The 17427-nt window shown below is 51.2% G+C and carries 13 protein-coding genes; 4 read left to right on the top strand and 9 right to left on the bottom strand.

Features of this window, described 5'->3' with window-relative positions:
• The first annotated feature begins 39 nt into the window (after positions 1-39).
• From K6Q96_RS15810 to K6Q96_RS15800, 3 genes are all read left to right on the top strand, one after another.
• Positions 40-1206: a 3-phenylpropionate MFS transporter gene (locus tag K6Q96_RS15810; RefSeq protein WP_251876788.1), complete on the top strand. Its 1167-nt coding sequence runs from the start codon at positions 40-42 to the stop codon at positions 1204-1206.
• 109 nt (positions 1207-1315) lie between these two features.
• Entirely contained in the window at positions 1316-4765 is a 3450-nt protein-coding gene (locus tag K6Q96_RS15805; RefSeq protein ID WP_251876787.1) for a PAS domain-containing hybrid sensor histidine kinase/response regulator, read from the top strand.
• A 1-nt stretch (position 4766) separates the two neighbouring features.
• Positions 4767-4985: a hypothetical protein gene (locus K6Q96_RS15800; RefSeq protein ID WP_251876786.1), complete on the top strand. Its 219-nt coding sequence runs from the start codon at positions 4767-4769 to the stop codon at positions 4983-4985.
• 25 nt (positions 4986-5010) lie between these two features.
• On the opposite strand, the gene K6Q96_RS15795 is transcribed toward K6Q96_RS15800, so the two are convergent.
• From K6Q96_RS15795 to aspA, 8 genes are all read right to left on the bottom strand, one after another.
• Positions 5011-5502 carry a hypothetical protein gene (locus K6Q96_RS15795; protein ID WP_251876785.1) on the bottom strand — a complete coding sequence of 164 codons (492 nt, stop codon included), beginning with the start codon at positions 5500-5502 and terminating at the stop codon, positions 5011-5013.
• A 138-nt stretch (positions 5503-5640) separates the two neighbouring features.
• A complete protein-coding gene (locus K6Q96_RS15790; RefSeq protein ID WP_251876784.1) occupies positions 5641-7368 on the bottom strand; it encodes a sodium:solute symporter family protein in 1728 nt (575 codons plus the stop codon).
• A gap of 12 nt (positions 7369-7380) precedes the next feature.
• Positions 7381-7653, bottom strand: a complete 273-nt coding sequence (locus tag K6Q96_RS15785; RefSeq protein ID WP_062710233.1) for a DUF4212 domain-containing protein — start codon at positions 7651-7653, stop codon at positions 7381-7383.
• A 192-nt stretch (positions 7654-7845) separates the two neighbouring features.
• Positions 7846-8478, bottom strand: a complete 633-nt coding sequence (locus tag K6Q96_RS15780) for a MarC family protein (RefSeq protein WP_251876783.1) — start codon at positions 8476-8478, stop codon at positions 7846-7848.
• Between the two features lie 141 nt (positions 8479-8619).
• Positions 8620-9258 carry a response regulator transcription factor gene (locus tag K6Q96_RS15775; protein ID WP_165018290.1) on the bottom strand — a complete coding sequence of 213 codons (639 nt, stop codon included), beginning with the start codon at positions 9256-9258 and terminating at the stop codon, positions 8620-8622.
• Between the two features lie 135 nt (positions 9259-9393).
• Positions 9394-11208, bottom strand: a complete 1815-nt coding sequence (locus K6Q96_RS15770; RefSeq protein WP_251876782.1) for a protein-disulfide reductase DsbD — start codon at positions 11206-11208, stop codon at positions 9394-9396.
• Positions 11209-11335: 127 nt separating this feature from the next.
• Complete coding sequence (locus tag K6Q96_RS15765) at positions 11336-12643, bottom strand: anaerobic C4-dicarboxylate transporter (RefSeq protein WP_251876781.1); 1308 nt, start codon at positions 12641-12643, stop codon at positions 11336-11338.
• Positions 12644-12854: 211 nt separating this feature from the next.
• Positions 12855-14315, bottom strand: a complete 1461-nt coding sequence (gene aspA / locus K6Q96_RS15760) for an aspartate ammonia-lyase (RefSeq protein WP_251876780.1) — start codon at positions 14313-14315, stop codon at positions 12855-12857.
• Positions 14316-14733: 418 nt separating this feature from the next.
• On the opposite strand from aspA, the gene K6Q96_RS15755 reads away from it, so the two are divergent.
• A complete protein-coding gene (locus K6Q96_RS15755; protein WP_251876779.1) occupies positions 14734-15246 on the top strand; it encodes an FxsA family protein in 513 nt (170 codons plus the stop codon).
• Between the two features lie 223 nt (positions 15247-15469).
• On the opposite strand, the gene K6Q96_RS15750 is transcribed toward K6Q96_RS15755, so the two are convergent.
• Positions 15470-17425, bottom strand: a complete 1956-nt coding sequence (locus K6Q96_RS15750; RefSeq protein WP_251876778.1) for an acetoacetate--CoA ligase — start codon at positions 17423-17425, stop codon at positions 15470-15472.
• Positions 17426-17427 lie beyond the last annotated feature (2 nt).

The raw sequence follows: 17427 nt of genomic DNA, 5'->3' as shown, positions 1-17427 counted from the left end.
AAATAGCCATCCTCGTTGCGGCAGAAAGGATGCGCCAGAATGAGTTACCCCCGTCCCACCCCCTACCATTGGCTATCTATTTATTACGGCACCTATTTCTTTGCGTTCGGGGTTTATCTGCCTTTTTGGTCAGTATGGCTGGCGTGGCTTGGCCTCTCTGCAGATGACATCGGTATCGTATTGGGCGCAGGCGTTATGGCGCGCTTTGTGGTGAACCTGACCCTCACGCCTCGTTTTCACTTACCGGAGCATTTGCTTCCCGCTATTCGGTGGTTGTCCTTTTTAGCCACAGTGATTGGTTTTCTGCATTTGATGGCAACGCCTGATTTACTCTGGCTAACCGCGCTTTCTATTGCGATTAACAGCGTGATAGGGCCATCCATTCCCGTTTCAGATGCTTTAGCCAATCATTACAACCGCCGGAAGCTTATTGATTATGGGCGGGCGAGGCTCTGGGGCTCGCTGGCGTTTGTGGTGGGTTCCATGATGGCGGGCACCTTGGTTGAGCGCTTTGGGCCGCAAATCATCGTGCCGCTTGCAGCAGGCTCGTTACTGCTGACCTGGTGTTGGAGCCTGTCTTCACCGCGGGCGTTACCCGCTAAAGAGGAGACACAGGCGATGGTCAGGACGCCTTTACTCCAAGTGCTTCGCGTGAAATCCGTGTTGGTGTTTCTTGCTATCGTCTCTTTTATTCAGGGCAGTCACGCAGCCTATTACGCATTCAGTGCCATTCATTGGACCCAGGCAGGTGTTTCCGATGCGATGGTTGGCTACCTGTGGAGCTTTGGTGTGGTGGTGGAAGTGATGATGTTTGCACTGGCCGCTCAGTTATTCGGAAATTGGCGGGTGCAATCAATGTTTCGACTGGCAGCACTGGCGGTTATTCTGCGTTGGTGTTTGACTGGGTGGAGCACCGATCTCAGTGTGCTGTTTGCGGCGCAATCACTTCATGGCCTGACTTTTGGTGTCGCCCATATCGCCGCGATGCGCTACATCCAGCAGCAGGCAAGCGATAAAGTTATGGCGTTGCAGGCATTGTACAGCGCAATCCCCATGGGGGTGGTCATGGCACTTCTGACTGTGGTCGCCGGTGAGCTCTATGAACAGTTAGACGGAGACAGCTTTTACGCCATGGCGCTTCTTGGCCTTCCTGTTCTCCTGCTGACATTGAAGACCGACACTGCGGGAGAAGCCGTAAGGCCCTGAATTTGCGGTACGCATTTAGAGCTCGCTCACGGAGATAAAGTGGCGCGTTGTTGTACAACTGAGAGCATGGTAAACAGACTCTAGTTAAAAGTTTGTCATGGAAGGGATTATGTCGGCGGGATGGATAGTGGTGCCGGTGGCACTGGCATACCTGGGCGTTTTGTTTCTTATCGCCTGGTATGGAGATAGTCGACCGCGCTGGCTACGTGGCTGGCGTCCGTGGATATACAGTCTTTCTATCGCCGTTTATTGTACCTCTTGGACCTTCTTTGGCACCGTCGGGCAGGCGTCTAGTCAGCCTTGGTCGTTCCTGCCTATTTATCTCGCGCCGATTCTTGTTTTTACCATTGGCTGGCGGTTTCTCGCCCGGATTATTCTGATTGCCAAGCGCGAACACATCACCTCGATTGCCGACTTTATCGCGGCCAGATATGGGAAATCCCAAGGCTTGGCGGTGATGGTCACAGTGATTGCGGTGGTTGGTATTTTGCCCTACATAGCGCTGCAGCTTCGTGGGATCACCATGGGGCTGGATGTGATTGCGCCGGATATCGGTGAGAGTGCTGGGCTCAATGAAGGGCAAATTGCCTGGTTGGTGTGTATGTCACTGGCGATGTTTACCGTGTTGTTTGGGACTCGCCATATCGACTCTACCGAGCACCACCGAGGCATGATGATGGCGGTGGCCTTTGAGTCAATCGTCAAGCTGGTGGCGTTCTTGGTCGTGGGCTTCTTTGCTGTGGGCTTGCTGCTGGATGCACCAGGACCGCTGCCGACATTAAAAGAAGCCAATGTTGTTGGTTCTCCGGATTGGGGGGCATTGCTGGTACATACTCTGCTGACCATGGCAGCGATTATCTGTTTACCCCGCCAGTTTCATACCATGGTGGTGGAAAATGCCCGTGCGCAGGATTTACATACCGCCCGCTGGGTTTTCCCGCTTTATCTGCTATTGATGGGCATTTTTGTTCTGCCGTTAGCGTATGCAGGGCAAGCTTTCCTGCCGAATGTGTCTGCTGAAACCCACGTTATACAACTGCCGCTATCCACCGGGAATGAAGGCATTGCGCTGCTGGCATTTTTGGGTGGCGCATCGGCGGCAAGCGGCATGGTGATTGTGTCGACCATCGCCCTTGCAATCATGGTGTCGAACGATCTGGTGTTGCCGCAACTGCTGCGCCGCATGCGGGTGTCGAATCGCAACTTTACTCAGTTTTCAGGCCTTTTGCTGAACGTTCGCCGTGCGCTGATCTTCCTCTTGCTGATCGGGGCTTGGGGCTTCTATCAACTGATCCTGGAAGTGCCGTCGCTCTCGGCGATTGGTTTTCTCTCCTTTGCTGCTATTGCCCAGTTCGCGCCGCCACTGGTCGCGGGAATCTACTGGCGTCAGGCCAATAAAAAAGGCGTGTATGCCGGGCTCTTCGCCGGTTTCATTGTCTGGCTGATGACCTTGATGATGCAGACGGGCATGTTGGCAGGGAACGAAGATACCAACCTGGTGCTTTGGATTCTGGCACCGCCAGATATCCCGTTCTTCCAGTCATTAAGCCCGGTGAACTGGGGCATGATCCTGAGTGTGATGGTCAACACCTTCTGCTTTGTGCTGGTGTCGATGGCGACCCGACCTTCGCTCAGTGAACGTCTGCAAGCAGCGAGTTTTGTGGGCACGCCGCTCCCAGAAGGGGATGATTCCAGCCTGTATCAAAGCCGTGTGACCGTGGCAGAGCTTGAAATGCTGGCCGCCCGTTTTGTCGGCCGCACCCGCATGCGTCAAACGTTTCGCACCTTCGGCGAGCAACGTGGTGAAGTTCTGTTGCCGCAGCAGCAGGCGAGTGCTGCGCTCATTCGTCACACTGAACGCGTTCTGGCTGGTGTATTCGGTGCGTCTTCCGCCAAGCTGGTACTGACCTCTGCCCTACAGGGTAGGAACATGCAGCTTGAGGAAATCGCCACCATTGTGGATGAAGCTTCTGAGCTCTTCGATTTCAGCCGTGGCTTGCTTCAAGGCGCAATCGAGCACATCAGTCAGGGCATTTCTGTTGTTGATAAACAACTCAGGCTGGTTGCTTGGAACCAGCGTTATGTGGAGCTTTTCAATTTCCCGCCTGATTTGATTCAGGTCGGCAGGCCGATTGCGGATGTGGTTCGCTACAATGCCGAGCGCGGTTTGTGTGGTCCGGGTGATATTGAAGAGCACGTAAAAAAACGTGTGGGCTATTTGCGTAAGGGCTCGCCGCATACCTCTTCCCGTGTCCACCCTGATGGCCGGGTGATTGAGGTGCAGGGTAATCCGATGCCGGGTGGTGGATTCGTCATGAGTTTTACCGACATCACCGCGTTCCGTGACGCCGAAGAAGCGCTGAAGCAATCCAATGAAACACTGGAAGCGCGGGTTATTGAGCGGACTAAAGAGCTTGAAACCTTGAACCGTCGCCTTATCAGTGCCACCGCCAAAGCCGAGCAGGCCTCGCAATCGAAAAGTCGGCTATTGGCGGCAGTGAGTCATGACCTGATGCAGCCAATGAATGCCGCGCGCCTTTTTGCTTCCTCTCTGAACGAAATGGCGGAAGAGAAAGAAACCCAAAAGATGGCGGGCCACATCGAGAGTGCCTTGGGAGCTGCTGAAGATCTTATCGGCGATTTGTTGGACATCTCCCGCATTGAATCGGGCAAGATGAAGGCCAAAATCACCCACTTCGAACTTGATGAAGTCTTCTCAACGCTGGCTGCAGAATTTGGTGTGATCGCCAATGAGCAGGGTATCGATTTTCGGGTTCAACACACCGGACTTCGCATTCGCTCTGACAGGCGATTACTGCGCCGCGTATTGCAGAACTTCCTCACCAATGCTTTCCGCTACAACCCGAATGGCCGGGTGCTGTTGGGCGTGCGTCGTCATGGTTCGCAGTGCCGCATCGAGGTGTGGGATAACGGTCCTGGCATTCCCCAAGAGATGCAGCAGGACATATTCAATGAATTTACCCGCATTGATCGTAAAGGTGCAGAACTCGGATTAGGGCTTGGCCTGGCGATTGCCCGCGGGATAAGCCGTATTCTCAACCAGCCTCTCAACCTACGTTCCTGGCCGGGAGAGGGGACGGTTTTCTCCATTACCGCACGTATCGAAAGTGCGCCTCAGGTTTGTGACACTGGCGTTGAGCGTGAAGAAAAGGACAAAAATAGTGAGCCACTTGCTGGGGTTCGCGTGCTCTGTGTAGATAATGAAAGAGACATCCTTGCGGGTATGGAAAGTTTGTTGACGCGTTGGGGATGTCAGGTTGATGTAGCAGAAGATCTCGATGGCGTGGTTGCGTTGATTGATCAAGGCCTGAGACCCGATGCCATCCTCAGCGATTATCATTTGGCACCAGAACTCACGGGGCTCGACGTTTTGCAACGTTGCCGTGAAATGCTGGGTGATGATTTCGTCGGTGCAGTGATTACTGCCGACAGAACACAAGAAACACGAAATCTGGTGCGGGAGCTCGGCTTTGGTTATATCGCCAAGCCTGTGAAACCGCTGAAATTAAGAGCGTTGCTTCAACAAGGGGTAAGCTGATATGGAAGCGTTTACGATTCCCCGATTAGACACCGATGTGGGCTTGGTTCGGGTCGAGGGGACCTGGGATCCAGTGACCGGAGAAATCCAACTGGTTGAGATTGATCAGATGGGAACAGACGGTTGGGTGGACGTGACTTTTTGGCTCTCAGAGCAAGAGCACGAAGCGAGAGTGACGGAAATTCTTACCGCCACCAAACTCTACCTCGTTACCCAATAAGCCTACTGATGAGTTTTGGAGCAGCTTATTGCTGCTCCTCGTTGAGCAGGGTTTTGTATTCAACGAAAACGGCAGTTGTTTCACCGTAATATAAGGTGCCGTCTGATTTTACAACCAGATGGATTTCACTGTCTTCCGAATTTGGCGCTGGCAGGTCAACCCACCACTCTTTCGTGTTTGCACCGTTAACATCCATATCGACCGGATTTGAACGATCGCCTTCTTTCTGAATCAGACTGATTTTTGCGCCTTCCAGTGGAAACTCTGACGTCAACTTCAATACCACTTCACTGTCAGACAGACTTTCTGAACGCAGTTTGAGTTTGAAGTCGCCATTTTCCAGCGAGCAAATACCACTGGTATATCGACAGTTTGAGTCAGCAGCGAGTTTGTAGGTTTCCCCTTCTTTGGCTGCTTGAGGCTTTTCACTGACCGCCAAATCAACGCCAAAGTAGGCAATCAATGCAAGAATGGGGGCTACCAGCATAGCGGCAATTACGTGTTTGTTTTTTAACATGATAAAGAGTTCGCTTTCGTCCTTGGGCTAAGGGGTAACATACCATAGTGCGGTAGTCCCTCGAGGATAAAAAAAGCCCCTGAGCGGGGCTTTTTAGCGTTAACGTGACGCTCTTATCTAAGTGCTCAGCGTTGTTGATTAGTGGTCTTGCGCTTCACCCGCACCGCCAGGGATACGAACGTGCTCAACCAGATCTTTAACGTGTTGTGGGGTTTCTGCAGTAACGCGGGAAACCGCGATAGCAACCGTGAAGTTCACGAGCGCGCCAATAGCACCGAACGCGTTTGGCTCAATGCCCAGGAACCAGTTGCTGCCCCAGCTTTCCAGGTATTTCCAGTCCGCGATGAACAGGATGCCTTTGTGCTGGAATACGTAGAACAGTGTCACACTGATACCTGCGATCATACCGGCAATCGCCCCTTCCTTGTTGATGGACTTGGAGAAGATACCCATCATCAGTGCAGGGAAGATTGACGAGGCGGCCAAGCCAAAGGCGAGGGCGACCGTACCGGCTGCGAAGCCCGGTGGATGCAGACCGAGATAACCTGCGAAGGCAATCGCCACCGCCATAGCAATCCGGCTCGCCATGAGCTCATTCTTCTCTGAAATGTCAGGCCTGAAGACCCCTTTCAACAAGTCATGCGATACCGCCGACGAGATAGCCAGAAGCAGACCTGCTGCTGTTGATAGTGCCGCTGCCAGACCACCCGCTGCAACCAGCGCGATAACCCAGTTAGGCAGTTTCGCGATTTCAGGGTTCGCCAGAACCATGATGTCACGGTCAACTTTCAGCTCGTTCGTTGCTTTGTCAGAGGTGTAGTTGATCTTGCCGTCGTTGTTCTTGTCATCAAAGCCAAGCAGACCGGTTTTTTCCCAGTTCTTGAACCAGTCAGGACGCTCATCATAAGCAAGGTGCTGGCCTGGTGCAGGGTTAACTGTATCCATCAGATTCAGGCGCGCCATTGCTGCAACTGCGGGTGCAGTGGTGTACAGAATCGCGATGAAGAACAGTGCCCAACCTGCAGAGATACGTGCATCACGTACTTTTGGTACCGTGAAGAAACGGATGATGACGTGTGGTAGACCTGCAGTACCGATCATCAGTGACATGGTGTAAACGAACATGTTAAGGGTGTCACCGCGGACTGATGTGGTGTATTCACTGAACCCAAGTTCAGAGACCACCTGATCGAGCCGATCGAGCAAATAGGTATCCGTGCCGGACATGGTACTACCCAAACCAATTTGTGGCAGAGGGTGGCCAGTTAGTTGCAGTGAGATAAAGATAGCTGGAATGGTGTATGCCAGGATCAGAACACAGTACTGAGCAATTTGCGTGTAGGTGATACCTTTCATGCCGCCAAGTACTGCGTACATGAATACGATCGCCATACCGATGTAAAGGCCCGTTGCGTAGTCAACTTCCAGGAAGCGACCAAATGCCACGCCCACACCTTTCATCTGACCGATAACGTAAGTCACCGATGCGATGATCAGACAGATAACTGCTACCACACGGGCTGTGTTCGAATAGAAACGCTCACCGATAAACTCTGGAACAGTGAACTTACCGAACTTACGCAGGTAAGGCGCAAGCAACAGTGCCAGAAGTACGTAGCCGCCTGTCCAGCCCATCAGGAATACAGAACCGCCGTATCCCATAAAGCCAATCAGACCTGCCATTGAAATAAACGAAGCTGCAGACATCCAGTCCGCTGCCGTTGCCATGCCGTTTGCAACAGGGTTTACACCACCGCCTGCAACATAGAACTCTTTCGTTGAACCTGCGCGGGCCCAAATTGCGATCCCGATGTAGAGAACGAACGTGAAACCTACGACAAGGTAAGTAACGGTTTTCAAATCCATGACTACTGCTCCTTACTCGTCATCATCTACGCCAAACTCTTTATCGAGTTTGCGCATCTGAAAGGCGTAAACAAAAATGATGGCCAAGAAGGTATAAATTGACCCCTGTTGTGCGAACCAGAAGCCTAGCTTGTAGCCGCCGATACGAATTTCGTTGAGTTGATCAACAAACAGGATGCCGCATCCAAACGACACCACGAACCAAACAGCAAGCAGATAAATCATCAGCCTGACGTTCTTTTGCCAATAGGCTTTGGCGTTATCTTGTTTCTGTTCCTCAGACATCACCATCTCCTTAAGTGACGAGTTAACGGATTGTTACGATTCGACAATAGCAGCCAAGGTACAAGGAGACACTGCAACTTTAGTCGATTGAAAAATGAAGCTAACCCCCCTGCTATTAGGGGGTTTCTGTGATTTGAGACAAGAAAGTGTCGTGTTAAAGAAATGTTAAGCTAGACCAAGGTCTAATAGGCTTTAGGCTAAGGTGTAAAAGTCGAGTATGCCTTGAAGCAAATTACTTGTTGCAACGGCTGCAAGGATGAGACCCATAACGCGGCTTATGATAGAAGCGCCCACATGACCAATGATTCGATGGATAAAATTAGCACTGAGTAACAGCAACAAAGTCACCGCTAAAACCACCAACATAATGCATGCGGTAATGGCTTGCTCTGTGATGGCAAAACGGTGATTATCAGTGAGCATGACTATCGCCATCATGGCACCTGGAGATGCGATGGACGGCACCGCTAATGGAAACACGGCGGTGGCAGACAGATCAGATTTGGACAGCGAATCACTGCACATTTTGGTTTCCTGATCTGGCTTACTTTCCCCAAAAATCATAGTTAGGGCAAAAAGCAGCAGTACTAAGCCGCCAGCCGCTTGAAATGCTGGGAGAGGAATTTGCATAGCTTCCAGCAGGAATTGCCCGGCCACCAGGAAAAACAGCAGAATCATGGTCGCAATCAAAATGGCTTTAAATGCCACGATACGACGCTGCTTTTCTGTCATGTGACTGGTTTGGGAGAGGTAAACGGGGACTGAGCCAATCGGGTCGATGACAGCCCAGAGAACAACAAATTGAGTGATAAGCGCGCTAAGCAAACTTGGCCTCCTGATAGTGGGTAAGAGAAGGTCAGTCGGGGCTCGACATGCGCCGAGCCATGAGGCGCGATTATAGACGTATTGGCTGAACCGCGCCTGAAAGGCGGATATGAAAACACAAAACAGTGTTGAGGAAAGAAGCTAGGCGTCAGATTCCATTTGCTGCAGCAGGATGACCGCCTGAGTACGGTTTTTCACCCCGAGTTTGCGGAAGATCGCGGTCATATGCGCTTTGATGGTGGCCTCTGACACATCCAACTCATAGGCAATCTGCTTGTTCAGCAGACCATCATTGAGCATGTTGAGCACTTTGTATTGTTGTGGTGTGAGAGAAGAGATCTTATCCATCAGTGACTCTTCATCGCTGTCATCACTGAAATCAATCCCGGAAGGGAAGCACGTCTCGCCTTCAAGCACGTGGTTGAGGCTGTTTATCAACTCGCGCATGTCGCTGGATTTCGGAATAAAACCTATCGCGCCATTGGCTTTCACCTGACGGACTACGCTGGCCTCTTCACTGGCTGAAATCACCACGATGGGAAGCTCTGGGTATTGGACGCGAAGGTGGATAAGACCTGACATGCCATTAGCGCCGGGCATTTTCAGATCCAGCAGCAACAAATCAATGTCGGGTTCTTTTTCCAGCAGGGCAGTCAGACTGTCTAATGAGTCTGCTTCCAGCAAATTGGCACCACTGATCGCCATATGCACAGATTGAAACAGTGCATTGCGAAACAAAGGGTGGTCGTCAGCGATGACAATGGTGTATTGAGCGTCCATGGCGATTTCGTTAATACCTCTTTAGCAAAAACGCTAACACCGGGGTAGGGATTGATCAATTTGCATAGGTGGGAAGTAAGAGCTTGATCCCCCGTCATTTGTGGGCAATGTCGGGGCGATCAAGTTTGTGTGCAATCAGCCTTGTTTGTTAATCAACTGATTTTGCTCAAGATGGGAAAGGAAGGGTTTAGCTTCCATAAATCCGGTTAAACGGGCATCAGGAAGTGGATTCCCGTTGGCATCCCAAAAATCGATAGTGGGTAAGCCCAGCACGTTAAGGGAAGTTAGCATTTTGATGTCTTGCGGGCGGTTGGCCGTCACATCAGCCTGAAGCAAAACGAAGTTTTTCAGCTCCGGTGCCACGTTCGCATCGTGGAAGGTGTACTTCTCAAACTCCTTACACGCCACACACCAGTCGGCATAGAAATCCAGCATCACTGGTTTGCCTGCGGATTTGGCTGCCGCGAGTTCTCGATTCAGATCGTCGATATTAGCAATCTTAATGAACTCGACCGATGGCACTTCGGCTTTCGCAGCAGGCGCAAATACGGCGTTATAAGTGTAAGCCGCACCACCACTCAAGCCGAGGATCGCGATAATTCCGAGTGCGCTAGCGAGCTTGCCAGGTTGGAGTGTACGGCTGATATGGTAAAGCCAACCCAGTGATACCAACATCCATGCTGCCCACAGCCATACGCTGACGCTTTCAGGCAGCAGACGCTCCAGCAGGAAGATAGGCGCAGCCAAGAGCACCAGACCGAAGAAGACTTTGACTCTGTCCATCCAGCCGCCAGCTTTTGGTAGTAGTTTGTTGCCAAACATCGCTGCGATGATGAGCGGAATGCCCATACCCAATGCGAGCGCGTAGAGTGTAACTGCGCCTGTTAGCAGATCACCGCTTTGAGCGACATACAAAAGTGCTCCGGATAACGGCGCTGTGGTGCATGGCGAGCAAATCAACCCGGAAATCGCGCCCATGGTGAATACACCAAGGTTGCTTCCGCCTTTTTGCTGGTTGCTGATTTCACTTAGTTTGGTTTGAAGACTGGCCGGAAGTTGCAGGTTAAACACGCCAAACATCGACAGTGCCAGCAGCACAAAGAGCGCACTCAAGCCAATCAACACATAAGGGTGTTGGAAAGCTGCCTGAAATTGTAAGCCAGCCGAGGCGACAACCAGTCCTAGCAGGGTGTAAGTCAGCGCCATACCCTGTACATAAAGCATGGAGAGTCGGAAGGTCTGCCCCTGAGTTTTCTTACCGCCACCCAACACGATACCGGTCAAAATCGGGTACATCGGCAGTACACATGGCGTGAAAGCCAAACCAATGCCCAAGCCCAAAAACAGTAAAGGCTGCCACCAGTTATCGGCAAGGCTGCTCACTTCTGTGGAAGACGAACTTGAGCCAGAGGAGGCTGGCTTTGCGGGTTCAACAGGAGCGCTAACAACAGATGCTGGTGGCGCTTCACTGCCAGCGGCTACTGCGATTAATGGGACGGTGACGGTTTCTGGCGGATAGCAGAAGCCCGCTTCTGCACAGCCTTGGTAGGTCACTCTCAGCAGCGAGTTATCCGTCGCTTCAAGCAAAGGAACTGACACCGTCAGCGGCTCTTTGTAAATCGAGACCTCACCGAAGAACTCGTCTTCGTAGGGCTGTCCCTGACGCATATCCAGCGCGCCAATTCTGGCGTCTTCACTGGGAATAACTTCTATCTTGTCCTGATAGAGGTAGTACCCAGGCAGAACCTGCCAATCGAGATAAACCCGATCGCCTTGCTGGGTAAAGTTGAAAGGAAAAGCCTGATCCACCGGAACGAACGCAGGCGCACTACCCGCTGCCGGTATCGGAGAATTGAAAAGGGTAAATTCCGCCTTGGCGGGAAGAGCACTTATCAGCGCCAGCGCAAAAATCGCAAAAAGTCGTGAGCCTATTTTGGACATAGCCTTCATCAAAACGGTTTCTTAAAAATTGAATGAACTATATCACTGAGACCGGGAAAGCCCGAATTCGTTTCCAACGAAGATCGCATAATAAAAAAGGACGCCAAAGCGTCCTTTTTCATCGTCTTACTTTGGCTTACAGCACAATGCCGCCTACCACAAAGCCCAGCACAACAGCAGTGGCGATGGTGACCACGCCTGGAATGAAGAACGGGTGGTTGAAGACCAGATTACCAATACGGGTTGAACCTGTATCGTCCATTTCAACCGCGGCCAACAGTGTTGGGTAAGTTGGCAGAACGAACAGCGCACTCACTGCCGCAAATGAAGCAATCGCTGTCATAGGGGCAACGCCAATTGCCAGCGCCGCAGGCATCAGGGCAACCGTCGTCGCACCTTGTGAGTAGAGCAGCATCGAAGCAAAGAACAGCACCATAGCCAGCATCCATGGGTAGTCAGACAGCAAGGTGCCCGCGACTTCTTTGATGCCTTCAACGTGCGCGTTCACAAAGGTTGAACCTAACCAAGCCACACCCAGTACACACACACACGCTGTCATACCTGAGCGGAAAGTCGGTGCAGATGCGATTTTCGATGCGTCGATTTTGGTAGTTGCAACAATCAGCGCCGCCGCCGCCAGCATGAAGGTCATGATGGCTTCGTTACGACCCAGCGTTGGGTTTTCAATCAGGCCGATTGAACCGGAAATCGCTGCGGCGTAAGCCACGACCAGCACGATGGCACCCAGGAAGATGTATGTTGCTTTCTTCGCGGTAGGAGCGATTTCACGCTTGGTAGTGCCCTGCAGTTTGATCAGACCTTTTTCCAGACGCTCCTGGTAAACCGGATCGTCTTTTAGCTCACAACCCAGGAAGTTCGCCACAAATGCGCCTGCCATACAGGCAACGAACGTGGTTGGAATACAGATAGCCAGCAGAGTCAGGTAACCGATACCCAGTGGTTCAAGGATGCCAGAAAAGAACACCACAGCAGCAGAAATCGGAGATGCCGTGATTGCGATTTGAGAGGCAACAACCGCGATAGAAAGTGGGCGTGATGGACGAATGCCTTGCTCTTTCGCCACTTCTGCAATGACAGGAAGGGTTGAGAACGCAGTGTGGCCGGTACCCGCCATCAGCGTCATCAGATAAGTGACGATCGGTGCGTAGAAGGTAATTTGTTTAGGATTCTTACGAAGAAAATCTTCGGCTTTCTCAACCAACCAGTCCATACCGCCAGCAACCTGCATCGCTGCAATTGCGGTGATCACAGACATGATGATCAAGATAACGTCGATAGGGATATAGCTTTGCGAGGTTGGCATTCCCAAGAATAAGGACAGAGCAACAACACCTGCGCCACCGGCCAAGCCGATACCAATACCTCCAATCCGTGCGCCCAGATAGATGAACGCAAGAACGACGAACAACTCCACTGCAACCATAGGTAACTCCTGTTCAGATTATTAATACAAAAAATAAAAACCAAACGGAGTCACTGTCTCTTGGGGTTCATTGCCTTGTAAAAACTAGGGTTTTTAGGGCGCAGTGAATGTAAAAAGTACCTACGTTTGGGCTTTAAAGCCCAGATGTTCAAAACAGCTGGGCAGAAAATTAAAAAAGGGTACTCATCGTGAGTACCCATTCTTTCGACGCTTAGTTATAGCGCTTCGCTTTATATTGCGGATGCATCAAGTTTTCGACGGAGAAGATATCATCGAGTTGCTCTTCCGTCAGTAATCCTCTTTCCAAGACCACTTCACGGACGCTCTTACCGGTTTCCGCACAAATCTTACCGACGATGTCACCTTCGTGGTGGCCAATGAACGGGTTCAGGTAAGTGACGATGCCGATGGAGTTGTAAACGAAGGCTTCACAGACTTCTTTGTTAACCGTGATGCCGTTGATGCACTTCTTACCCAGGTTTACGCAGGCGTTAGACAGGATTTCGATAGACTCGAACAGCGCCTGACCAATTACTGGCTCCATCACGTTTAGCTGCAGCTGACCGGCTTCCGCCGCGAAAGTCACCGTGGTGTCGTTACCGATCACCTTAAAGCAAACTTGGTTAACCACTTCTGGGATCACCGGGTTGACTTTTGCTGGCATGATAGAAGAACCCGCCTGCATTTGCGGCAGGTTGATTTCGTTGAAGCCCGCGCGTGGACCAGAAGACAGTAGACGCAGGTCGTTACAGATCTTCGACAGTTTCACTGCTAAGCGCTTCAGTGCGCCGTGAACCATCACGTAAGCACCGCAGTCAGAAGTCGCTTCAATCAAGTCTTCTGCTGGGGTGCAGTTCAGTCCCGTCACTTCCGCCAGACGCTGAACTGCCAGCTGTTGGTAACCTGCTGCAGCGTTGAGGCCAGTACCGATCGCCGTCGCGCCCAGATTCACCTCAAGAAGCAGTTCCGCGGTGTATTTCAGGTTCTTCACTTCTTCTTTCAGAAGCACTGCAAACGCGTGGAATTCTTGACCTACTGTCATAGGCACTGCGTCCTGAAGCTGGGTACGACCCATTTTCAGCACACCTTTGAATTCGGTTGCTTTACCATTGAATTCGTTTTGCAGGTAATCGATGGATTCGATCAGCTGCAGGATGCTGTTGTAGACCGCGATACGGAAACCGGTCGGGTAAGCGCAGTTGGTCGACTGGCTCTTGTTTACGTGGTCGTTAGGGTTAACAACGTCATAGTCACCCTTTTCTTTACCCATCAGTTCCAGTGCCAGGTTCGCGATCACTTCGTTCGCGTTCATGTTCACGGAAGTGCCTGCGCCGCCTTGGTAAACATCCGATGGAAATTGATCCATGCATTTGCCGGTTTCCAGAATCGCATCACATGCTTTGATAATGTAGTCGCCCACTTCAGCAGGGATAACACCCAGCTCTTTGTTCGCTATCGCAGCGGCTTTCTTGGTGAAGACCATGCCACGCACAAATTCTGGTACATCAGAAATCGTGGTACGGGAGATATTGAAGTTCTCAACAGCGCGAAGGGTATGAATACCGTAATACGCATCAGACGGCACATGGCGTTCGCCAAGCAAGTCTTCCTCGATACGGGTCGCTAAAAGAGGGTTGGTCAGGTTATTTTCGAAATCAATCGTCTGAGACATGATTTGGCCCTAAATGAAATTTATATTGGTTATTCTGTAGCCAATAATTTCGCTGTAGAGTCCATTCATCAGAGATTTTGGCTGGGTGATCGATATTTTACACCCGGTTTATGCTGGATGATTCTACTCCTCCGTTGCGGTAAAAACATGAGAAAGATCACCAATCAAACCAAAGTGGAACGATTTGCATAGAACTGTGATCCGGATCGTTAGACAGCTTGTTTGTCTTTGTTTCCTATTGTTTTATCTGTAAGTTGAAAAGTATTGATACAGTTAAATTCTGTACAATATCCGCGTACATTGTTTAAAACCAAGCTACGAACCAATCTCCTTTAATGAGGGGAAATAACGACGCTGTCGATGCAATCATTGAGTCCAGTGTTACTATGATGGTTCGACACGAATATGAGGTTTTGCTGTGTTTCCAATCTTGCTGTTGATGTTCATTACCGTCCCTGTGATTGAAATTGCTCTGTTTATTCAGGTCGGTGGCGTGTTGGGACTTTGGCCTACGGTAGCGCTGATTTTACTGACCGCTGTGGTGGGGGCTTCCTTGGTGCGCAGTCAGGGACTGCAAACCTTAATGACAGTGCAGCAGCGCATGAATCAAGGCGAGTTACCAGCACAGCAAATCATTGAAGGTGTGATGCTGGCAGTGGCAGGTGTGCTGCTTCTGACCCCAGGCTTTATGACTGATGCTATGGGCATGGCTGTGTTATTGCCTTGGCCGCGAGCATGGTTGGCAAAACAGTTTATGAGTAAGGTAAAAGTGGCGGGGTTTCAAAGAGGGTTTGGTGGTCAACCAGGTCAGGGGCCATTTGGTGGACAAGACCCGTTTAACCGCGGTCCTCACCAAGGTTCGAATGATGGTGGCAACACCTTCGAAGGTGAATATCAGCGAAAAGATGAAGATCGCGATCGCTTGAACTGATGCTATGGAATTCATGAAAAACGCCATCCTTGAGGATGGCGTTTTGCGTTGTGCGCTTGGCTTATACCAATCGTAGTAAATATCTGCTCATCCTAGCTTGTTAAAATGCTCGATAACTGCGTTGAAAAATTTGATTGTAGAATAACTACTTATCGAAATTTTCCGCCTTGTTCTCGAGCATTTTCCTGCGCTATTTCTGAACAGCTACTTACTGTGATTGGTATTATTCCTGCAGCTCAGGACGCTCTTTGTATTGTTCCAGCGATTCTGGGTTATCCAGCGCGCTGAGCTGAGCGACCGCGCGGCCATGAACCACATCGCGAACTGCCAGTTCGGCGAGTTTTCCTGATTTGGTGCGCGGAATGTCTGTGATAGGAATAATTTTTGCCGGCACATGGCGCGGCGTACAACTGGTGCGGATAGTGCTGCGAATTTTGCGCTCCAGATTGTCGTTGAGGTCGACACCCGGCTTGAGTTTTACAAACAGTACTACGCGGACATCCTTCATCCAATCCTGTCCAATGACGACTGAGTCGATCACTTCATCAAGCTGATTCACATGACGGTAAATCTCTGCGGTACCGATGCGCACGCCACCTGGATTGAGGATTGCGTCTGAACGTCCGAAGAACACCATACCGCCTTCGTGGGTGAGCTCGACATAATCCCCATGGAACCAGGTATCTTCAATCTTGTCCCAATAAGCCTTGTGGTAACGGGTGCCGTCGTTGTCATTCCAAAATCCTACCGGCTGATTGGGGAAGCTGTTACAGCACACCAATTCGCCTTTCTCACCCTGAACCGGATTGCCTTCATTGTTGAAGACTTCGACATCCAGCCCCAGCCCTCGAACCTGACTTTGGCCGCGGTAAACGGGGGAAATCGGGCTACCGAGCACGAAACAGCCACAAATATCCGTGCCGCCCGCGATGGAACTCAGTTGCAGGTCTTGTTTGACATGGCTATAGGTCCAGTCGAACTGCTCAGGTGCCAGCACTGAGCCAGTTGAGCAAAGTGCACGGAGCGACGACAAGCTGTGTTCGTCCATGGGGCTGTATTCTTGCTTCTCCAGCGCTTCGAGGTATTTGGCGGACGTGCCGAAAAGTGTCACTTTTTGTGCATCGGTTAAACGCCAGAGTACGCCGGCATCAGGATAAAACGGTGAACCATCAAACAGCACCAGCGTCGCGCCGCTTAAAAGGCCGCTGGCGAGCCAGTTCCACATCATCCAGCCACAGGTCGTGAAGTAAAAAACCTTGTCGCCGCATTTCACGTCAGAATGGAGTTGGTGCTCCTTAAGGTGGTTGAGCAACATGCCACCGACACTGTGGATGATGCACTTTGGTTTGCCTGTGGTGCCAGACGAATACAATACGTACATCGGTTCGTTAAAGCCCACGCGGGTAAACGTCAGTGGCTCAGCTGGCTGTGAAATGATGGCTTTCCAGCAGGTTTCATCGCTGTTGGGCGCTGTGCCGCCTACATACGGGATCACCACCATGTGGGTGATGTTTTCCACGCCTTCACGCACCGCGCGCGCTTTGGTTAGGTTATCGTGGGTTTTGCCGTTGTAGTGGTAAGCATCGGTGGTGAACAGTACTTTGGGTTGAGTCTGACCGAAACGGTCGAGCACGCTATCGATACCAAAATCCGGCGAGGTCGAGGTCCAAATTGCCCCAAGGGAAGACGTCGCCAGCATGGCGACCACAGTTTCTGCGATGTTTGGCAGATACCCTGCTACTACATCGCCGTTTTCCACGCCGCATTCTTTTAGGTAGGCTGCGATGCAGCTGACTTGATGTTCAAGGTCTGCCCATGACAGACGAACTGCGGATTCGTCTTCACCAGAAAATACGATGGCGTCTTTTTTGGGCATGTCTTTCACCCATTGCATCACGTTTTCTGCAAAGTTGACTTCGGCATCCGGGAACCAGATGCTGTTTTTATTCGGGTCGTTTTCCGGGCGGCTGATAACACGCTCTCCGCGTTCACCGACCACGCTGGCAAAGGTCCACAGTGTTTCCCAAAATGCTTCACTGTGTTTGACCGACCAGTCATAAAGCTGGTCGTAGTTGGTCAGACTTAGCGCGTACTGTCTGTTGACCTCATTGATAAAGTCAGTGAGGTTAGCATTGGCGATACGCGATGCGCTGGGTCGCCAAAGAGGCTGCTCTGACATGC

This window comes from Grimontia kaedaensis, assembly GCF_023746615.1.
GTDB lineage: Bacteria > Pseudomonadota > Gammaproteobacteria > Enterobacterales > Vibrionaceae > Enterovibrio > Enterovibrio kaedaensis.
The sequence above is the reverse complement of the archived record's forward strand: the minus strand, read 5'-3'. Positions and strand labels throughout refer to the sequence as shown.